Annotated in this window: 19 protein-coding genes; 7 read left to right on the top strand and 12 right to left on the bottom strand. The window is 62.9% G+C overall.

The genetic code is table 11. From position 1 onward, the window contains the following. Positions 1–14: 14 nt before the first annotated feature. Both pnuC and AD670_RS08290 read left to right on the top strand, forming a co-directional pair. Positions 15–578, top strand: coding sequence for a nicotinamide riboside transporter PnuC (gene pnuC, locus AD670_RS08295; RefSeq protein ID WP_053130383.1), 564 nt, complete (start codon positions 15–17; stop codon positions 576–578). Continuing rightward, the gene (locus AD670_RS08290; RefSeq protein ID WP_053130477.1) at positions 575–1105 is read left to right on the top strand and encodes an AAA family ATPase; all 531 of its coding nucleotides are present in this window, start codon (positions 575–577) and stop codon (positions 1103–1105) included. The genes pnuC and AD670_RS08290 overlap by 4 nt, the downstream gene beginning before the upstream one ends. A gap of 109 nt (positions 1106–1214) precedes the next feature. Here the strand turns inward: AD670_RS08290 and ggt are convergent, their stop codons facing one another. From ggt to AD670_RS08255, 7 genes are all read right to left on the bottom strand, one after another. Further along, entirely contained in the window at positions 1215–2939 is a 1725-nt protein-coding gene (gene ggt / locus AD670_RS08285) for a gamma-glutamyltransferase (protein ID WP_053130381.1), read from the bottom strand. Positions 2940–3031: 92 nt separating this feature from the next. Then, the gene (gene metC / locus AD670_RS08280; protein ID WP_053130377.1) at positions 3032–5734 is read right to left on the bottom strand and encodes a cystathionine beta-lyase; all 2703 of its coding nucleotides are present in this window, start codon (positions 5732–5734) and stop codon (positions 3032–3034) included. Between the two features lie 39 nt (positions 5735–5773). Further along, positions 5774–6370, bottom strand: a complete 597-nt coding sequence (locus AD670_RS08275; protein ID WP_053130374.1) for a cysteine dioxygenase — start codon at positions 6368–6370, stop codon at positions 5774–5776. A 16-nt stretch (positions 6371–6386) separates the two neighbouring features. Then, complete coding sequence (locus tag AD670_RS08270; protein WP_053130372.1) at positions 6387–7211, bottom strand: amino acid ABC transporter ATP-binding protein; 825 nt, start codon at positions 7209–7211, stop codon at positions 6387–6389. Beyond that, entirely contained in the window at positions 7198–7881 is a 684-nt protein-coding gene (locus tag AD670_RS08265; protein ID WP_053130370.1) for an amino acid ABC transporter permease, read from the bottom strand. The genes AD670_RS08270 and AD670_RS08265 overlap by 14 nt, the downstream gene beginning before the upstream one ends. Beyond that, entirely contained in the window at positions 7871–8605 is a 735-nt protein-coding gene (locus AD670_RS08260) for an amino acid ABC transporter permease (RefSeq protein ID WP_053130368.1), read from the bottom strand. The genes AD670_RS08265 and AD670_RS08260 overlap by 11 nt, the downstream gene beginning before the upstream one ends. Before the next feature lie 13 nt (positions 8606–8618). After that, a complete protein-coding gene (locus AD670_RS08255; RefSeq protein ID WP_053130366.1) occupies positions 8619–9440 on the bottom strand; it encodes a transporter substrate-binding domain-containing protein in 822 nt (273 codons plus the stop codon). Positions 9441–9683: 243 nt separating this feature from the next. Between AD670_RS08255 and AD670_RS08250 the strand changes: the two genes are divergently transcribed. Further along, on the top strand, positions 9684–10535 hold the full coding sequence (locus tag AD670_RS08250; protein ID WP_371263178.1) for a LysR substrate-binding domain-containing protein: 852 nt from the start codon (positions 9684–9686) through the stop codon (positions 10533–10535). A 78-nt stretch (positions 10536–10613) separates the two neighbouring features. After that, entirely contained in the window at positions 10614–11759 is a 1146-nt protein-coding gene (locus AD670_RS08245; RefSeq protein ID WP_053130362.1) for a MalY/PatB family protein, read from the top strand. 55 nt (positions 11760–11814) lie between these two features. On the opposite strand, the gene AD670_RS08240 is transcribed toward AD670_RS08245, so the two are convergent. Continuing rightward, positions 11815–12030, bottom strand: a complete 216-nt coding sequence (locus tag AD670_RS08240; protein WP_003173733.1) for a molybdopterin-binding protein — start codon at positions 12028–12030, stop codon at positions 11815–11817. 340 nt (positions 12031–12370) lie between these two features. Here AD670_RS08240 and AD670_RS08235 point away from each other — a divergent pair, with 340 nt between their 5' ends. Genes AD670_RS08235 through AD670_RS08225 form a run of 3 tightly spaced genes read left to right on the top strand, consistent with a single transcriptional unit; the run spans position 12371 to position 14892 of the window. Further along, entirely contained in the window at positions 12371–13342 is a 972-nt protein-coding gene (locus AD670_RS08235) for an aliphatic sulfonate ABC transporter substrate-binding protein (RefSeq protein WP_053130360.1), read from the top strand. A gap of 9 nt (positions 13343–13351) precedes the next feature. Next, positions 13352–14179: an ABC transporter permease gene (locus tag AD670_RS08230; protein WP_053130358.1), complete on the top strand. Its 828-nt coding sequence runs from the start codon at positions 13352–13354 to the stop codon at positions 14177–14179. Beyond that, a complete protein-coding gene (locus AD670_RS08225) occupies positions 14176–14892 on the top strand; it encodes an ABC transporter ATP-binding protein (RefSeq protein WP_053130355.1) in 717 nt (238 codons plus the stop codon). Before AD670_RS08230 ends, AD670_RS08225 begins: the two co-directional genes overlap by 4 nt. A gap of 59 nt (positions 14893–14951) precedes the next feature. Here AD670_RS08225 and AD670_RS08220 read toward each other — a convergent pair whose 3' ends face one another. The 4 genes from AD670_RS08220 to AD670_RS08205 all read right to left on the bottom strand — a co-directional run bounded on the left by AD670_RS08220 (position 14952) and on the right by AD670_RS08205 (position 18923). Further along, complete coding sequence (locus AD670_RS08220) at positions 14952–15869, bottom strand: FecR domain-containing protein (protein ID WP_053130353.1); 918 nt, start codon at positions 15867–15869, stop codon at positions 14952–14954. Further along, entirely contained in the window at positions 15866–16384 is a 519-nt protein-coding gene (locus AD670_RS08215) for a sigma-70 family RNA polymerase sigma factor (RefSeq protein ID WP_053130351.1), read from the bottom strand. Before AD670_RS08215 ends, AD670_RS08220 begins: the two co-directional genes overlap by 4 nt. Before the next feature lie 111 nt (positions 16385–16495). After that, positions 16496–17941, bottom strand: coding sequence for a mechanosensitive ion channel domain-containing protein (locus AD670_RS08210; protein ID WP_053130349.1), 1446 nt, complete (start codon positions 17939–17941; stop codon positions 16496–16498). A 115-nt stretch (positions 17942–18056) separates the two neighbouring features. After that, positions 18057–18923: a pirin family protein gene (locus tag AD670_RS08205; RefSeq protein WP_053130346.1), complete on the bottom strand. Its 867-nt coding sequence runs from the start codon at positions 18921–18923 to the stop codon at positions 18057–18059. Positions 18924–18936 lie beyond the last annotated feature (13 nt).

The raw sequence follows: 18936 nt of genomic DNA, 5'->3' as shown, positions 1-18936 counted from the left end.
CCCAAGGATCCGCCATGTCCGGGCTTGAACTGTTCGCCGCCGCCCTGGGGGTGATCGCTGTCTGGCTGACGGTCAAACAGAATCCCTGGTGCTGGCCCATCGGCCTGGTGATGGTGTTGCTGTACACCTGGGTGTTTTATGACGTGAAGCTCTATTCCGACATGCTCCTGCAAGTGGTCTACGCCGCCCTGCAAGTCTACGGCTGGTGGCAGTGGACCCGCGCCGGCGAGGTCAAGCAAGGACGCCAGGTCACCCGCCTGGGTTGGCCCGCAATCATGACCAGCCTGGCCATCGGTGCGGTCGGCAGCTTGCTGCTGGGGGCTGCGATGGCGCACTGGACCGACGCAGCGCAACCCTGGCTGGATGCGGCTCTCACCGGTTTCAGCCTGGTGGCGCAAATGTGGATGGCGCAAAAACGCGTGCAATGCTGGCCGCTGTGGATCGCCGTGGACGTGATTTTCGTCGGGCTGTTCCTCTACAAGGGCTTGTACCTCACTGCTGCGCTCTACGCACTGTTCACCGTGATCGCCGTGCAAGGCTGGCGTGAATGGCGCGCCGACCCGGCGTTGCGCGCATGAAGGTGGTGGTCCTGGCCGGTCCCGAGTCCAGCGGAAAAAGCTGGCTGGCTGCCGAGTTGCACGCGCATTTCGGCGGGCTGATGGTCGGTGAATACGTGCGGTATTTCATCGACCAGCACCAGCGCGACACCCGACTCGCGGATATCCCGGCCATCGCCCACGGCCAACTGGCCTGGGAAGATGCCGCCCGCGCCCAACAACCGCGCCTGCTGGTCCTCGACACACACCTGCTGACCAACAAACTGTGGAGCCAGACCCTGTTCGGCGACTACCCGGCGTGGCTCGACGATGAACTGCTGGCGCGTCACTACGACCTGCACCTGCTGCTGTCGCCGGACGATGTGGAATGGACCGCCGATGGCCAACGCTGCCAGCCGGAACTGGCCGACCGCCAGGCGTTTTTCCAGGGCAGCCTGGCGTGGATGCAGGAGCATCGACAGGCGATGGTGGTGATTCGGGGGGATTGGGAGGAGCGCCGGATCGCGGCGTTTACAGCGGTAGAGCAACTGCTCGCCCAACCCGTGTAGGAGCGAGCTTGCTCGCGAAAAACCAAAGAGCACATCGGGGCATCAAGTACCCCGCGTTATCGTTGACGATCTTCGCGAGCAAGCTCGCTCCTACAGGGAATTGCAGCGGTTAGTAGCCCAGCGATAGCCCGGTATTACGACGCGGGTCATTCGCGCCATAGAAGCGGTTATTACCCACCGGCTTGCCACCCAGGGACGGCGCACCTACCAGGATCGCGGCCAAGTGGTTGGCATCCTGCGGCCCGGCGAACTTATGGCCCCAGCTTTCCAGAATCTTCTGGGTGTCCGGGCTGACCGCAAAGGTCTCAAGGTTGGTGGTTTCCGGCATCCACTGCTGGTGGAAACGCGGCGCGTCCACGGCTTCCTGGATGTTCATCTTGTAGTCGATGACATTCAGGATGGTCAGCAAGGTCGCAGTAATGATGCGGCTGCCGCCCGGCGTACCCACCACCATCACCGCCTTGCCATCCTTGGTCACGATGGTCGGGCTCATCGACGACAGCGGCGCCTTGCCCGGTGCGATGGCGTTGGCTTCACCCTGGACCAGCCCGTACATGTTCGGCACGCCGACCTTGACGGTGAAGTCGTCCATTTCATCGTTGAGGATCACCCCAGTCTTGCTCGCCATCACGCCCGCACCGAACCAGTCGTTGAGGGTGTAGGTCACCGAGACCGCGTTGCCCCACTTGTCGACGATGGAATAGTGGGTGGTGTTGTTGCCCTCATGGGGTGAAACGCCCGGCTTGATTGCCTGGGAATCCCCGGCCTTTTGCGGCTCGATGGCGTCGCGCAGTTTGGCCGCGTAGTTCTTGTCCAGCAGATGCTCGATCGGGTTCTTCACAAAATCCGGATCGCCCAGGTAGCTGTTACGGTCCACGTAGGCGTGGCGCATGGCTTCGATCTGGTAGTGCAGGCCCTGGGCCGAGTGATAGCCCAGGTCAGCCATCGGGTAGCCTTCGAGGATGTTCATGATCTGGCAGATCACCACACCGCCCGAGCTTGGCGGCGGTGCCGAGACCACGTGGTAGCCACGGTAGTCGCACTCGATGGGCGCCAGTTCGCGGGTCTTGTACTTGTCGAGGTCGGCCTGGGTGATGATGCCCTTGCCGGCCTGGCTGGAATCCACCAGGGCCTTGGCGACCCAACCTTTATAGAAGCCGTCGCTGCCCTTGGCGGAGATTTCCTTCAGGGTTTTCGCCAGGTCTTTCTGCACCAGCTTCTGGCCGACCTGCAGCGGTTGGCCGTTGTGCAGGAAGATCCCGCGCATATCCTTGTCTTTTTCGAACTCGCCGGTAGCGGTGTGCAGCAGGTCGATATCGCCCTGCTCCAGGGCAAAGCCGTTTTCCGCCAGCTTGATCGCCGGGGCAATCACTTGGGCGCGCTTGAGGGTGCCGTACTTGCTCAGCGCCAGCTCCATGCCGGAAACAGTGCCGGGCACACCGACGGCCAGGTGCCCCTTGGCACTCAGGCCTTCAACCACATTGCCGGCCTTGTCCAGGTACATGTCAGCGGTGGCCGCCAACGGGGCTTTTTCGCGGAAGTCGAGGAAGGTCTTGCGTCCGTCCGCCAGTTGCACGGTCATGAACCCGCCGCCGCCCAGGTTACCGGCCGCCGGGTACACCACCGCCAGCGCGTAGCCGACCGCCACGGCCGCATCCACAGCGTTACCGCCGGCCTTGAGTACATCCACACCCACATGCGTGGCCAAATGCTGGGCGGTCACCACCATGCCATTTTCACCGGCCACCGGGGCCTGGGACGCGGCTTGCACGCCGCTGACCGTCAACACCAAGGCGGTGGCAATTAACGTGCGGCTGAAGGGTTGGTATTTCATCCATGGCTACTCTAGTTATTGAGATGCACCAAAATAGCCCCTCGCGAATTTAATCCCCAGCGCAATGGCGTTTTTATTACAGAACTTGTCGGTCACAGAACGGCACGTGCAAAGCCGCGTTGCAGATCCTCGATCAACGCCGCTGCATCTTCCAGACCGATATGCAGGCGCACCACCGGGTTCAGCGCACGGTCGGCCGCACTGTCGCGGTCGCCGGTGTCGGCCACGGTGACCAGGCTTTCATAGCCGCCCCACGAAGCGCCCAGGCCAAACAGCTGCAAGCCGTCGATAAAACGCTCGACGTAAGCGGTGTCCGCATTCATCAGTTCAAACGACAACAACCCATTGCTGCCGGTGAAGTCCCGGCGCCACACCCCATGCCCCGGATGCTTGGGCAAGGCCGGATGGAACACGCGCTTGACCTGCGGTTGCGCCTGCAACCAGTGGGCGATCGCCACGGCCTGGCGCTCGTGCACATCCAGGCGTGATGCCAGGGTGCGTGCGCCGCGCAGGATCAGGTAGGCGTCGTCGGCACTCACCGCGTTGCCGAAGGTGTCGCTCATCCTGCCCAGCGCCGGCCAGGCCGCTGGTGTGGTGCACACGCTGCCCATCATCACGTCGCTGTGGCCGCCGAGGTATTTGGTCAGGGCCATGATCGAAATATCCGCGCCCAACGCCAGTGGCCGGTACAGGTAGCCCGAGCCCCAGGTGTTGTCGACGGCGAGCAGGATGTCGCGTGGTTTGCACAACGCCGCAATCGCCGGCAGATCGCACAGTTCATACAACAGCGAGCCCGGCACTTCGGCGTAGACCAGCCTGGTGTTGGCTTGCAGTTGCGCTTCCAGCCCCTTGCCATCGGGTGCGAAGTAGCTGACCTGGATGCCGAACGGCTGGAGGAATTCACGCGCCAGCTTGCGCACTGGCGAATACACCGCATCGGTAATCAGCACATGGTCGCCGGGGCGCAGGTAGGCCAGGAACACCTGCGCCGCTGCCGCCAGGCCAGTGCTGTAGAGCCGCGTGCGAAAGCCGCCTTCCAGCTCGGTGACCAGGTCTTCGAGGGCATGGGAGGTCGGGTTGCCACGCGCACCGTAGGTCAGCACCCGCTCGCTGTCGCGGCGGGCACGGGCGTCGCGCATCTGCGCCAGGTTGTCGAACAGCACGGTGCTCAGACGCGTGATCGGTACGTTGACGGCACGGCCGCCGTGGCCTTTTTCGGTACGCGCGGCGTGGATCAAGCGCGTGCGCACCCGCGAGGGCGCGGCCAACGGCTTGAGGCTGGCGATTTCCGCTTCGCTCATTTGCGCGAGCAAGCCGATTTCCCAGGCCAGGTACTGGCGCGCGGCGTCCTTGTTGCCGCTGTGACGGTCGTGGGTAAAAAACAGAAAGTCGATGCACTCGGCGTCCGGCGGCGTATGCGGGTCTTCGTTGACCGGCAGGCCGGCCGAGGCCCACGCGGCGAAGCCACCGTCGAGCAACCTGGCCGACAGGCCTTCGGCAGCAAACGCCGCCAATGCCGGGTCATCCGCCACCAGCACCAAGGGACGATGATCGGTCTTGAGCCGCGCACGAATCGACCAGCGCGAACCGGCAATATGCCCCTTGCGATAGGCCATGCTCGGGCGCAGGTCGATCAGGTTCACATCGTTCAATTCCAGCGCCAAATCCTGGGCACTGATCAGCGGCAACGGCTCATACGCCACCGCTGGCAACACCGGCAGCGCCAGGCCGCTGTCGATACCGCCGCTGAGCACATAGGCTTCGTGCCCGAGTTGGCGTAGCCAACTGGCGACAATCGGCGCACGCACGCCATCGCTGTCCACCAGCACGATGCGCGCCTGGCGCACGCCGATATACAGGTCGGTGGACTGGATCAACTGCCCGCCCGGCGTGTGTTGCGCGCCCGGCAAGCTGCCCGCGGCAAACTCTTCAGCAGTGCGCACATCACACAAGAACAGACTGCGCTGCGCGTCATCCGCCCATTGTCGAACCTGATCCGCCGATACCGTCACCACCCCTGCCCGCTCGGCCAATTGCCGCGCAGCCAGGCGCTGCCGAGCCAGGTCAGTGCTGACCTGATCGGCATAACGCCGAGTACTGCCATGTTCCAGCTGGAAATCTTCGAGGTACCAGCCCTGGGTACCGTTTTCCAGGGCATAGATAGGGTTTTTCAAGCCCAGGTTGATCAGGGTCTGGGCGCCGATAATGCTGCGCGTACGCCCGGCGCAATTGACCACGATGGGCGTGCTGTCATCCGCCACCAGATCATGCACGCGATAGCCCAACTCACCGTTGGGGCAGCAGATGGAACCGGGGATGGTCATCTTGCGGTATTCATCGAACGGTCGCCCGTCGAGCACCACCAGCGGCGCGCCACTGGCTTGCCAATCGGCCAGTTGCCGAGCGGTGACGTGAGGCGTATGGCTGGCCTCTTCGACCAATTCGCCAAAGGCCTTGGACGGCACATGCACGCCGGCAAACAACTGCAAGCCCGCCGCCTGCCAACCATCGGCGCCCCCCTCCAACACATGCACGCGGCGGTAGCCCAACACTTGCAAGCGCGCGGCGACCAGCGCCGCCACCGTACCGCCGTCCTGGTCATAGATCACCAGCCGCACCTGCGGGTTGGGCGCCAGGCGGCGTACCTCCAGCTCCAGGCGGCTATAGGGCAGGTTCACCCCATGGAACAGGTGGGCCTCACCGTATTGCCCGTGCTCGCGCACGTCGAACACGGCGATTTCCTGCCCGTCGAACAGCCATTGCTGCAGTTGACGTGGGGTGATGGTCTGGCTCATGGAAGTCCCAACAATTAAGAGAAAAGTGACGGCAACGCGTCAGGCATAGGCCTTGATCGACGGCGCCATCTGCGAAGCGTTGTAGTTGAGGATGCGGCCATCCGCGTCCACACCGTAGCGGCCGTTCAGGGATTCCAGCGGCAAGCCATACAGGTGGAAATGCAACGTGGCCTGCTCACCTTCAACCTTGATGCCATGCAGGTCTTCACCGAGGAACGAGATCGACGTGCCCGGCTGCACGATCACTTCCTTTTCCAGGCTGAGGGAGGTGAAGCCCGGCTCGTGGCCTTCGTCATTGCGTGCATAGACGTAGTTGATCTCCTGGCCTTCCACCGCGCTGATGATCGCCCAGGTCTCATGGTTGTGCGGCAGCGTGCTTTTGCCCGGCAACAGCGAGTTGAGGTACAGGGTCGGCGTATCGCCGTCGTCGTTCAGGCGATAGCGGAACGCGGTGCTGCCCTGCCCTGGCACAGGCGCGGGGAATTCATCGAAGTTGAACAGGTCGCGGCGCTCGGCCAATTGTTCCAGCAGGCCGACGATGTCCACCAGGGCTGCGCGGTCTACGCCGCGCTGGTTGATGACGCGGATCTGCTGCAAAAACGCCTCGATCACGGCGGCACGGTGTGCGTTGCTCATCACAGTTTTCCTTTTATCAGACTGACAGGCTGTAACGGCCCAAGTTGGTCAACAGATACGGGGCATGCTTGAGCGGGCCACGGCGCCCCGTATCGCCCAAGGCATGGCGCAGGAACGTCTGGGTGCGTTCGCTGCTGGGATTCTGAAAGATGCTCTCAGCGCTGCCATGCTCGACAATCACGCCGTTTTCGGTGAAGTACACGACGTCGCTGATCTCCTCGGCGAAGCGCATTTCGTGGGTGACGAGTACACAGGTCATGCCCTCTTCGGTCAGCTCGCGAATCACCGTCAGCACCTCGCCGACGGTTTCCGGGTCGAGCGCCGAGGTCACTTCGTCAAACAGGATCAGCTCCGGGCGCATCGCCAGGGCGCGGGCAATCGCCACGCGCTGCTGCTGGCCACCGGACAGTTGGCCTGGGTACGCATCGGCCTTGTGCTCCATGCGCACCTTGGCCAGCAGCGCCCGCGCGTCTTTTTCCGCATCGGCACGGCTGCGACCGAGCACCTTGCGCGGGGCGATCACCAGGTTTTCCAGCACCGACAAGTGCGGGAACAGGTTGTATTGCTGGAACACAAAGCCGACGCGCTTGCGCAACTCGATGCGCTGCGCTTCCTGGACCAGGCTGTCGACCTGGGTCTGGCCCACGCGAATACTGCCGCGCTGGGGCTGCAACAGCCCGGTGATGCAGCGCAGGATCGTGGATTTGCCCGAGCCGGACGGGCCGATGATCGACACGGCCTGGCCACGCAGCACGTCGAGGTCGATGCCCTTGAGCACCGGGTTGGCGCCGAACGACAAGTGCACATCCCGCAGGCTCACCAGGGGTTCAGTAGAAGGCATAACGGCGCTCCAGGTGTTGGGTCAGGCGGGAAATCGGGTAGCAGTAGGCAAAGAACAGCACCAGCAGGCTCAGGTAGATCACCACGGTAAAGCCGGTCATGTTCACGGTGTTGCTGGCGATCTGCGCGGTGTCGATCACGTCATGCACGCCCACCAGCGAGGCCAGCGCAGTGCCCATGGTGACCACCGCGTAAAGGTTCATCCACGGCGGCAACATGCGCTTGAAGCACTGCGGCAGGATGATCGAGCGAAACAGCTGGCCACGGGTGAATGCCAGGGACCGCGCGGCTTCCCATTGGGTGCTGGGGATCGAGCCGATGGCGCCCCGGAAGATTTCCGCCACGTTGGCGCTGGCCGGTAACGCCAGGCCGATAGTGACCTTGACCCAATCGGGGAACGACACGTAGCTGCTGCCGATACGGATCTCGAACGGGAACACGTAGGTAGTGAAATAGATCAGCACCAGCCACGGCGCATTGCGAAACACCTGCACCCACAGCCGCGCCACAAAGCCCAGGGGCGACAACGCCAACGCACCGATCACCAGACCCAGCACCGAACCAATGCCGATCGCCAGCAGGCTGATCAGAATGTTCTGGCCAAAACCGACCAGCAGTGCCGGCGACCATTGCAGCAAGGCCGACAGCACCGGGAATGAATCAATGGCCATAGCCGGGCATCCTCAGGCGCGCTTCGAGCCAGCGCCCCACACAATTGACGATAAAACTCAGCAGGCCGAAAAAGCTCAGGATCAGGAGCATCAGCTCCAGCACGTTGTCGCTCTGGGTCCAGATCATGATCGCCGCGTAGGTGATGTCGCCCACCGCAATCGCAGAGGCCACGGCGGTCATCTTCACCAGGTCGATCAGGTTGTTGATCAGCGACGGCAAGGCAAAGCGCAGCGCCAGCGGCAACTGCACATTCCACAACAACTGGCGGCGGCTGAAGGCCAGGGAGCTGGCGGCCTCCATCGTTACGGCAGGCACCGCTTCGATGCCGGCGCGCAGGGCCTCGGCATGGAACGCGCCCTTGTGCAGGGAGATCACGATCACCACCCAGGCAAACGGCGTCAGCGGGTTGGCCGCGCCGACCGCCTGGGTCAGCAGCATGTTCAACACCAGGAACGCGCAGTACAGCTGCACCAGCGTCGGCGTGTTGCGCGTCACTTCCACGAACACCCGCGCAGGCTTGGCCAGCCACGGGTTGCCTGAGGTCAGCATCGCCGCCAGCGTGATCCCCGCCAACAGGCTGCCGATGATCGTGAACAGGCACAGCAGACCGGTGGTCAGCGCGCCCTCGACCAGGCTGCCGCGCTGATAGGCGTCCAGCAGGAAGGTGTAGTTCAGGCCAATGCCGGCGGCCCAATGGACGAACACTTCAAGCAGATGACTCATCTCCATTGCCGGTTCAGGCGCCCTTGAACTGTTTCTGCAATTCCACCAGGGCCGGCGATGCCGGGCTGATGCGGTTGCGGGTCTGGGCCTCGATCAGCCAGCCGCTGCGGTGCAGTTCCTTGACGATCGGATCGAGCTTGGCCTGGGTGTCGCTCTCGCCGCGACGGGTCCAGATCACCGACGGTGCCGGGTTGAGTTCCGGGCCGAGGACGCGGTAGTCCTTCCATTCGGCGCTGTCGTTGACCAACGGGTTGATCAGGGTGGCGTCGTGCACCGCGGCGACGCAGTTGTTACCGCGCAGGGCCAGCAACGACTCGGACGAGCTCTTGAACGCCTTGAGCTGAGCACCGAATTCAGTCAGCGGCTTGACGTAGCTGCTGCCCTGGGAGGTGCACACGGGCTGGTCCTTGAGGTCTTCCCAACGGGCGATCTTGCTGTCTTTGAGCACCGCAGCCGCACCGCCGACGCGGTAGAACGGGGTCGGCACAAAACCGAGGATCTCACCGCGCTCGGCGGTCCATTCCATATTGGCAATCAGCAGGTCGACCTTGCCCTGCTGCAGGAACTGCACACGGTTGGCCGGCAATACCGGCACCAGTTGCACCTCGGCCTTGAGTTGACGCCCCAGCTCGTTGGCCAGGTCGACGTTCAAGCCCTTGGGCTGTTGCGTGGCGGGGTCGATGCTGCCAAACGGACCGCCGGACAACAACACGCCCACCACCAGCACATGGCGCTGCTCGATCTTGTCCAGCGTCGCATCGGCCTGCGCCGCCACACTGCCGCCCAGGGCGATCATCGACCCCAGGGCCACCGGCAACCATTTCTTGAACATCATTGGACTTCCCCCTGGCGAATGATCGGCGTACCCCGACCTGATGGAGGGGCATGCTAGGGAGAGTGCGAGGGCAACGGAAATGCAAATATCTCATATCGTTATAACTCACCGTCTTTGCACCACCTTCAATTTCGGCATAACCCATTATTCATTGGCCCAGGCAAAAATCCTCTTCACCCATACATAAATATCTGTAATGTTTAACTTCACACACTTGATGTAAAACCGCTTCTGGAAATGGCCATGTCGACCCTCGACCTTGAACTTCTGCGCACCTTTATCGCCGTGGTCGACCACCACAGCTTCGCCGAAGCCGGCACGCACCTGGCGCGTACCCAGTCATCCGTGACCCAGCATATGCAGCGCCTGGAACAGCAAGTGGGTGTGAGCCTGTTCGAAAAGCGCGGCCGGCAAAAACAACTGACCGAGCCGGGCCTGCAGTTGCTGCGTCATGCACGGCAGATGCTCGCGCTGAATGACGATGCACTGAACTCCCTGCGCGAAAGCAGCTTGAGCGGCGTGCTGCGCATCGGCTCGCCCCACGATATCGCCGACACGATCCTGCCGCCGATCCTCAGCCATATCGCGCGCTCCGCGCCACGCCTGCGCCTGGAGATCGACGTAGGCCGCAGCCCGTTCCTGATGGACGACCTGCACCGGGGCAAGGTCGACATGGTGATTTCCACCCGCTCCGACCCGAACCTGGAAGGCTTTGCGCTGCGGACGTCGCCGGTGTGGTGGATCTGTTCGGCGCAGTACATCCACCAGCCGAGCGAACCGCTGCCGCTGATCCTGGTGGACGAGCCGAGCATCTACCGACGCTACGCCCTGGAGGCGCTGGAACAGGCGAATATCCCCTGGCGCCAGGCGTATCTGGCATCGAACCTGATCGGCATCAAGGCCGCCACCCGCGCAGGGCTCGGGGTAACGCCGCGCAGCATGGAAATGCTCGGCCCGGATATGCGCGTGCTGGGCGAAACGGATGGATTACCGAGGTTGCCGGAGGTCACGTATTACCTGTGGATTCGGCCGAATACGGCGAACCCGATTGCGCGCAAGGCGTATGACTTGATCCGGGGCAGCCAGGGCCTGTAAAGAGCGTGCTGGCATCTGGATTTTATCCCGTTAGAATCGTCGCCATTCCCGCCTGCCCTCCCTGACACGAGCCCTTTCATGAGCTTTGATTTCGACACGATCCACCCCCGCCTCGGCACCGGCAGCACCAAGTGGAACCGCTACCCGGCCGATGTGTTGCCGATGTGGATTGCCGACATGGACATCGCCGCGCCGCCCGCCGTGCTGCAAGCCCTGCATGCGCGCCTCGACCAGCAGATTCTCGGCTACAGCGTGGCCGGCCCGGATGTACGCGAGGCCATCGTCGCCGACCTGTGGTCCAAGTACGCCTGGCGCGTGCAGCCCGACGACCTGCTGTTCCTGCCCGGCGTCGAACCCGGTTTCAATATGGCGCTGCACGCCTTTGTACAACCGGGCCAGCCGGTGGTGCTGCAAACCCCCAACTACCGGCCGATTCGCCTGGCGCCCGGCCACTGGAACCTGCCGCGTATCGAAGTACCGTTCCAATTGCGCGGCGCTGAATACATCACGCCAATGCCCGCCCTGCGCGAGGCCCTGACCGGCGCCGGCGCACTGCTGCTGAGCAACCCGCACAACCCCATAGGCAAGGTCTTCCCCCGTGAAGAACTGTTGGCCGTGGCCAATGCCTGCCTGGAAAACGGCGCGCTGATCATCAGTGACGAAATCCACGCCGAGCTGTGCTTCGACGGCCGCCGCCACATCCCCACCGCCAGCCTCAGCCCGGAGATTGCCCAGCGCACCATCACACTGATGTCGGCGAGCAAGGCCTACAACGTAGCCGGTTTGAAGACCTGCTTTGCCGTGATCCAGAACGCCGAGATTCGCGAACGCTTCAACCAGGCCCGCTGCGGCATGGTCGACAGCGTCAGCCCCCTGGGCCTGGAAGCCACCCGCGCCGCCTACAGCCAGTGCGGCGCATGGCTCGACGCGCTGAAGCACTACCTGCAAGCCAACCGCGATTACCTGTTCGACGCCGTGCAAACCCGCTTACCCGGCGTGGTGATGCACGCGCCACAAGGCACGTTCCTGGCCTGGCTGGATTGCACCGCCCTGGGCCTGGACGACCCACAGCAATTCTTCCTGGAGCAGGCCAAGGTTGGGTTGAGTGCGGGGATCGAATTCGGTGACGACAGCCAGCAGTTCGTGCGCCTGAACTTCGGCTGCCCACGGGCTTTGCTGGAAGAGGGTCTGCAACGTATGGAGCGTGCGCTGCAGCAGCGCTGAGGCACCGTCGCAGGCTTTATCAATGTGGGAGCAGCGCTCCCACATCAGGTGGGCGTCACAGCTTGGCGATGGACACTTCGGTGGACTTCACAAAGGCAATCACTTCACTGCCTACTTTCAATTCCAGGTCACGCACCGAGCGCGTGGTGATCACCGAAGTGACGATGCCGGACGCGGTTTGCACGTCGATTTCGGACACCACCTCCCCCAGCAGAATTTCCTTGATCACGCCCTTGAACTGGTTGCGCACGTTGATCGCTTTAATGGTCATGTCGGCTTTCCTTTTGGCTGTTGGGTCAATCCGCACGAATGCGCAGGCCTTCAAAGTGCGCTATCGCGCAGAACATTAAAAGGAATATATAACTCTTTATTTATTCCATAAAAACATATGCGCACTGTTGCCCCACCAACAGCCGATCAACAATCTGCTACCCCCGTAGCAGCTGCGGTTTTGGATAAGGCGATATTTACGGTTAAGACCATATCTACGCGGGGTAGCGGTGACCTTGGCATAGAGACTGCATATTCCTGTAAAGCATGATGATACATTAAAAATCATCTTTCTGAATATAAGAAAAGCCTTCTCTCAACGCCTTGTCCGGAGCTGTTCCATGAAACCCTTCACCCAGCGTTTACTCGGCGCCTGCGCCCTCGTCCTGAGCCTGCAGCCGCAGGCATATGCCGCCGAAACCGATCCCGCCGAAGTCAACCTCGACTACGCCTACTACTCGCCGGTCAGCCTGGTGCTCAAGCACTTCGGCTGGCTGGAACAGGCCCTGCCCCAGAGTAAAGTCGGCTGGGTCCTGAGCCAGGGCAGCAACCGCTCCCTGGAATACCTCAACAGCGGCGGCGTGGATTTCGCTTCGTCGGCCAGCTTGTCTGCCGTGTTGAGCCGGGCCAATGGCAGCCCGATCAAATCGGTTTACGTCTACAGCCGCGCCGAATGGACGGCCCTGGTGGTACGCAAGGACTCACCACTCAACAGCGTCAGCGACCTGAAGGGCAAGAAAATCGCCGCCACCAAAGGCACCGATCCGTACCTGTTCACCCTGCGCAGCCTGCAACAGGCCGGGCTGAAAAAAGACGACGTGGAGCTGGTGCACCTGCAACATCCCGACGGCCGCACCGCCTTGGAAAAAGGTGACGTGGACGCCTGGGCCGGTCTCGATCCGCACATGGCCGCCAGTCAAATCCAGGCCGGTTCGCGCCTGCTGTATCGCAACAAGGACTTCAACAGCTATGGCGTGGTGAGCGTCACCGAGAAGTTCGCCAAGGCGCACCCACAGACCATCACCAAGGTGCTTGGCGCTTATGAAAAAGCCCGGGATTGGGCCGTGAAGCACCCGGATGAATTCGCCAAGCTGCTGGCGGATGAATCCGGCCTGCCGTTGGAAGTGGCCAAGCTGCAACTGTCGCGCACCGATCTGAGTACGCCGTTGTTGAGCGCCAAGGATGTGCAGTCGTCCAAGTCAGCGGCGCCGATCCTGGTGTCCGAGGAATTGGTGCGTCGTGGGGTAAATGTGGACCAGGTGATCGATCAACTGATCGACCCTTCGTTTGGCCAAACCCTGCCGCAGCAGTAAGGGGCGCTGATGACCAGCGAAAGCCAAGCATTGCCCCTTCCGGCCCCCGTGGCCAGCCAGCGCAGCGCCTGGCCACGACGGTTCAAAGGCCTGGTCCTGCCGGTGCTGATCCTGTTGATCCTGGAAGTGGTCGTGCGGGTAGGCTGGCTGCCGTCCTACCAGATGCCGGCCCCCAGCGAGATCGCCGTGACCCTCACCGACCTGGCCGAGGGCGCCTTGTGGAAGCACATCAGCGCCAGCCTCGCGCGGGTGCTGCTGGGCTTTGCCATCGGCGCCAGCCTGGCCCTGGTCTTCGCTGCCTGGGTCGGTTTGAGCCGTGAGGCCGAAGCCTACCTGGAACCGACGTTCGCCGGGCTGCGCTCGATCCCAAGCCTGGCCTGGGTGCCCTTGCTGTTGCTGTGGCTGGGCATCGATGAAACCTCGAAGATTGTGTTGATCGCCATTGGCGCGTTTTTCCCGGTGTACCTCAATGGTGTCGCGGCGATTCGCGATATCGACCGCAAGCTGGTGGAAGTGGGCCAGATGTACGGTTTCAGTCGCCGCCGCCTGGTGCGGCGGATCCTGCTGCCCGCGGCCCTGCCCGGCCTGTTCACCGGGCTGCGCAGTGGCTTGAGCCTGGCGTGGATGTTCCTCGTGGCGGCCGAGCTGATCGCGGCGACCAAGGGCTTGGGTTACCTGCTCAGCGATGGGCGGGAAACCTCGCGGCCCGACATTGTGCTGGCCGCCATTGTCGTGTTGGCGCTACTGGGCAAGGTCAGCGACGGCCTGCTCGCGGCGCTGGAGAAACGCTGCCTGGCCTGGCGCGATACCTTCAACGGCCAAGGAGCGGAACAATGAGTACCCAGCCGTTATTGGACATTCGGGTGGAGCGTAAAAGCTTCGCCAGCACCACCGTGTTGAAAGACGTGCGCCTGGCCTTGCAGCCTCGCGAAGCCGTCAGCCTGCTGGGCCCCAGCGGCTGCGGCAAAAGTACCTTGCTGCGGATTGTCGCCGGGCTGGAAACCGACTTTCAGGGCGAGCTGCAAAGCCCCGACGGCCAAGTGGCGTTTGTGTTCCAGGAGCCTCGGCTGATGCCCTGGCTCACGGTCGAGCAGAACATCGGTTTCAGCGATGACCACCACTACGACAAGGCCTGGGTTGCGCAATTGATCGAGGAAGTCGGCCTCAAGGGCTTCGCCCAGGCGCTGCCCAAGGCGTTGTCCGGCGGCATGGCACAGCGGGTGGCGATCGCACGCGGCCTGTATTCACGCCCGCAGGTGCTGTTGCTGGATGAACCGTTCAGTGCGGTGGATGCCTTCACCCGCGTGAAGCTCCAGGACTTGCTGCTGCAACTGGCCGCGCACCACGCCATCGCCCTGTTGCTGGTGACCCATGATGTGGACGAGGCACTGTACCTGAGTGATCGGGTGCTGGTGATGGACAACCGGCCCAGCAGTATTCGCCAGGAACTGGCGGTCGACCTGCCCCACCCGAGAGACCGACGTGATCCGTTGCTGGCCCGGCTCAAGGCGCTGGCCTTGACCGAGTTGCAGCGTGCCCACGTGATCTGAGGACTACTCACCACAGCCAGCCTGCTCACCGCAACAAGCAGGCTGGCCACAAAACCGCATCAAGCCGCCTTGCGCAAGCTCACCCAATAACGCGTTCGAGATTGCACTTCCAACCCCAGGGTCGAGGCCAGCAGGTTGAGGATACGGTCGGTGTCATCCAGGCGGAAACTGCCGGTCACCCGCAGCGCTTCCAGGCTTGGATCCCAGCGCAACACACCGGGCCGATAACGTTCCAGCTCGCGCAAAAAGTCACCCAACGCTTGGTTCTGCGCGGTCAGCACGCCATCGCGCCAGCCCAGTTGCAGCACATCGAACGGCACCCAGGCGCCAAGCCCGGCGGTTTGCAACGGTGCTCGCTGGCCCCCCTGCAACGTCGTCAGTCTTCCACTCAAATCACGCACCTGCACCGCCCCCCTGAGCACCGAGACCAGACACCCGGACGTCAATTGGCGTACGCACAACTCAGCCTGGCTGACCCTCAGCTCACCGTAGCGGGTGTGCACGCTCATCGCCGTCGAGCCCGGTACATTCAGCGCCAGCTCCCCGTCGACCAGGGTGATGCGCCGCTGCGCCAGGTCCACATCCACGGCCGTGGCCGTATTGAGTTGCAGGCTGGCGCCGTCGCCCAGGGGCAGGCGCTTGCGTTCGCCAGTGGCGGTGTTCAGGTCGGCACGCCAAGCCTCGATGGGCAACTGGCGGCTGATCAGCCAGGCCGTCGGCACCAGCGCTGCCAAGCCCAACGCACGCTTGAGCACGGCACGCCGCCCCGGTTGCGGGCGGTCGAGACTGGCCATTGCGAGCGCCTGGGGCAAGTCGCTGAAACGCTGGCGCAGGGTTTGGGCTCTTTGCCAGGTCTGTTCATGCTGGGGATGGCTGTCGCGCCAGTGCTGCAACGCGGCGTGATCGCGTTCGGTGGCCGCGCCGGATTCGAGCAGCGCCAGCCACTGGGCGGCGGCGCGCGCAACGTCGCGACTCACAGCTCCACCAGCAGGCAATGCTCGTAGGCCTGGGCCATGTAGCGCTTCACCGTCCGTTCGGACACCTCCAGGCGCTCGGCAATCTCGCGATAGCCCAGGCCTTCCAATTGGCTCCACAGAAACGCGCGGCGTACCAGCACCGGCAAGCCATCGAGCAATTCATCCAGGGCTTGCAGGGTTTCCAGCACCAGCCAGCGCTGTTCGGGCGACGGCACACAGGCCTCGGGCAAAGTGGCCAGGGCCTTCAGATACGCCTGCTCCAGGCTGCGACGCTGATGAAAATTCACCAGCAGGCGCTTGCCCACCGTCACCAGGTACGCCCGGGGTTCCTGCATCTGCGCAATCGGCTGGGCACTGGCGAGTACCCGCAGAAACGTGTCCTGGCTCAGGTCGGCCGCATCCCAGGCATTGCCCAGGCGCCGGCGCAGCCAGCTTTCCAGCCAACTGCGGTGGTCACGGTACATGCTCGACAGCGTCAGTTCGGGGGCGTGCGTGGGGACTACAGCATCATTCATGGCAACAACCTGCACGGCGCGATTGAGTCTCAAATGAGATTCATTCTATTTAATATCGCGCCGGGACACCATGATCTTTTCAACGTCGTGTTTAACGCGGGATTCCAGCACTCAGAGCCCGCGTTGGCGAAGCCACTGCAGGAAGCCCTTCTTCACTGGCGCTGCTGGCGCCTCCTGGGTCAGGACCTGGGCGGCGTGCAGACGGAAATCCAACAGCGCCTTCATCGCCTCGCCAATGTCGTGACGCGCGTCCAGGCACGGTTTCAAGTATTCATTCTCGATGCGGTACAGCGTGCAAAAGGTCTTGGCGGAAAAGTCCGCGAGCGTCGCCTCATCCGACAGGATGCCCGCCTCGCCAATCACCTCTCCCGGCCCCATGCGCCCGGCTTCGAATACATGGCCGCCCTTGGTCAACATCACCGAGACCACGCCGGACTCGACGATAAACAAATGATCGCTGACCTCCCCCGCCGGCAGGATCATCTCGCCGGCGCGGTAGGTGTGCAGGGTCATGTTCTGGCTGAAGGTGTCTTTCTCTTCCTGGCGCAGGGTGGAGAAAATCGACGAACGCTCCAGCAACGCCCGCGCGGCGGACATGGCCGGTGGCGCGCTGCTCTCGGTCGCCGACAACACGCCCACGCCCGCCGCTTGCAAGTGCCGGAACGCAAGGTCATAGAGCTGGTTGCGCACCTCGCGTTTGAGGGCCATGGCCGGCACGAAGCCGCTGATTTCATATTCCACGCCGCCACTGGCGGAGGTCTTGAACGCCACGCTCGGCGCAGGCTTGGCCAACAGTGGCCGGCAACCCTGCATCGCACGTTCCAATGCTTCGATCACGGTTTGCGGACGTGCATGGGGGCTGACCTGCAGGCTGACCGCCAGGCCGAACATATCCGCCGGACGCGAGAAGTTGATGATCTTGGCCTTGGCCGCCAGGGAGTTGGGGATCACCGCCATGCTGCCTTGGGAGGTTTGCAGGCGCGTGGCGCGCCAGTCGATGTCGATGACCCGCCCTTCGGTGCCGTCGATGGAGATCCAGTCATCGATCTGATAAGGCTTGGTGGTGTTGAGCACGATCCCGGAAAACACATCGCTCAGGGTACTTTGCAACGCCAGGCCGACGATGATCGCAACCGCACCGGAGGTGGCCAGCACGCCCTTGACCGGCAGGTCGAGCACGTAGGCCATGGCGGCGATGATCGCGATGAGGAAAATCACCGCGCCCATCAGGTCCTGCAACAATCGCCCGGTGTGACCCACCCGCTGCATCATCACCGCGCCCAGCAACACCGTCAGCGTACGCGCCGCAAACAGCCACCAGCCGATCTGCAGGGCCGTGGCGGCCAGGTGCAAGGCGGTGTTGTCGGTGTAGGGCGCGAGTTGCATGGGGTTCATGCCGTCGTTGAACAGCACGGCACTGAACACGGCAAAAATCGCCAGTCGCGCAGCCAGCTTCCAATTGGCCAGGTCGGCAGAGATCAGGCGCCACACGGCGATGTCGATAAAGATCAGCGCCACGGCGCACAGCATCGGGTGATCAGCGATAAATGAGGGCATCCAGGCGACTCCAGGGCGAATGACGGGAAGATCGCATGAAATGCCGTTCCGGGGTATAGCAAAAACAGATGTGGGAGAAGGCTTGCCCCCTCCCACATTGGCCTTGTGGCCGACCTTAATCCTGCATCTGTCCGAAACGACCCGATTGGAAATCCGCGAACGCCTGGTGAATCTCCTGCTCGGTATTCATCACAAACGGTCCATGCCCAACGATAGGCTCGTCAATCGGCTCGCCGCTGAGCAGCAACACCTTGGCGTCGTCGTTGGACTCCAGGGTGAGTTGACGGCCCTCACGTTCGAACAACGCCAGTTGACCTTGGCGTGCGACTTCTTCGCCATTGACCAGCACCGTGCCGCGCAGGATCACCAGGGCGGTGTTGCGCCCGGCGTGCAGGTCCAGGGTGACGGGCTTGCCGGCGTTGAGGCGCAGGTCCCACACGTCGATCGGCGTGAAGGAGCGCGCCGGGCCCTGGGTGCCGGCGAACTCACCGGCGATCAGGCGCAGGTGGCCGGCGTCGTTGGCCAAGGGCAGCACGGGGATATCGCCGTCGACGAGGGTCTGGTAACCCGCGTCGGCCATTTTGTCCTTGGCGGGCAGGTTGACCCACAGTTGCACCATCTCCATCACGCCGCCGCTGCGGGCGAACGCTGCGGAGTGAAATTCCTCGTGGAGGATGCCCTTGGCGGCGGTCATCCATTGCACATCGCCCGGGCCGATTTTGCCGCCAGCGCCGGTGGAATCGCGGTGTTCGACTTCGCCGTCGTAGACGATGGTCACGGTTTCAAAGCCGCGATGGGGGTGCTGGCCGACGCCGCGACGCTGGTCTGTCGGGGTGAAATCGGCCGGGCCGGCGTGGTCCAGGAGCAGGAATGGGCTGATGTGCTTGCCCATCGAGTCGTAGGAAAACAGCGTGCGCACAGGGAAACCGTCGCCGACCCAATGGGCGCGAGGGCTGGTGTAGATGCCGATGAGTTTTTTCATGGTAGTCCTCCAA

The sequence above is a fragment of the Pseudomonas sp. MIACH genome, assembly GCF_001269925.1.
Taxonomy (GTDB): Bacteria; Pseudomonadota; Gammaproteobacteria; order Pseudomonadales; family Pseudomonadaceae; genus Aquipseudomonas.
The sequence above is the reverse complement of the archived record's forward strand: the minus strand, read 5'-3'. Positions and strand labels throughout refer to the sequence as shown.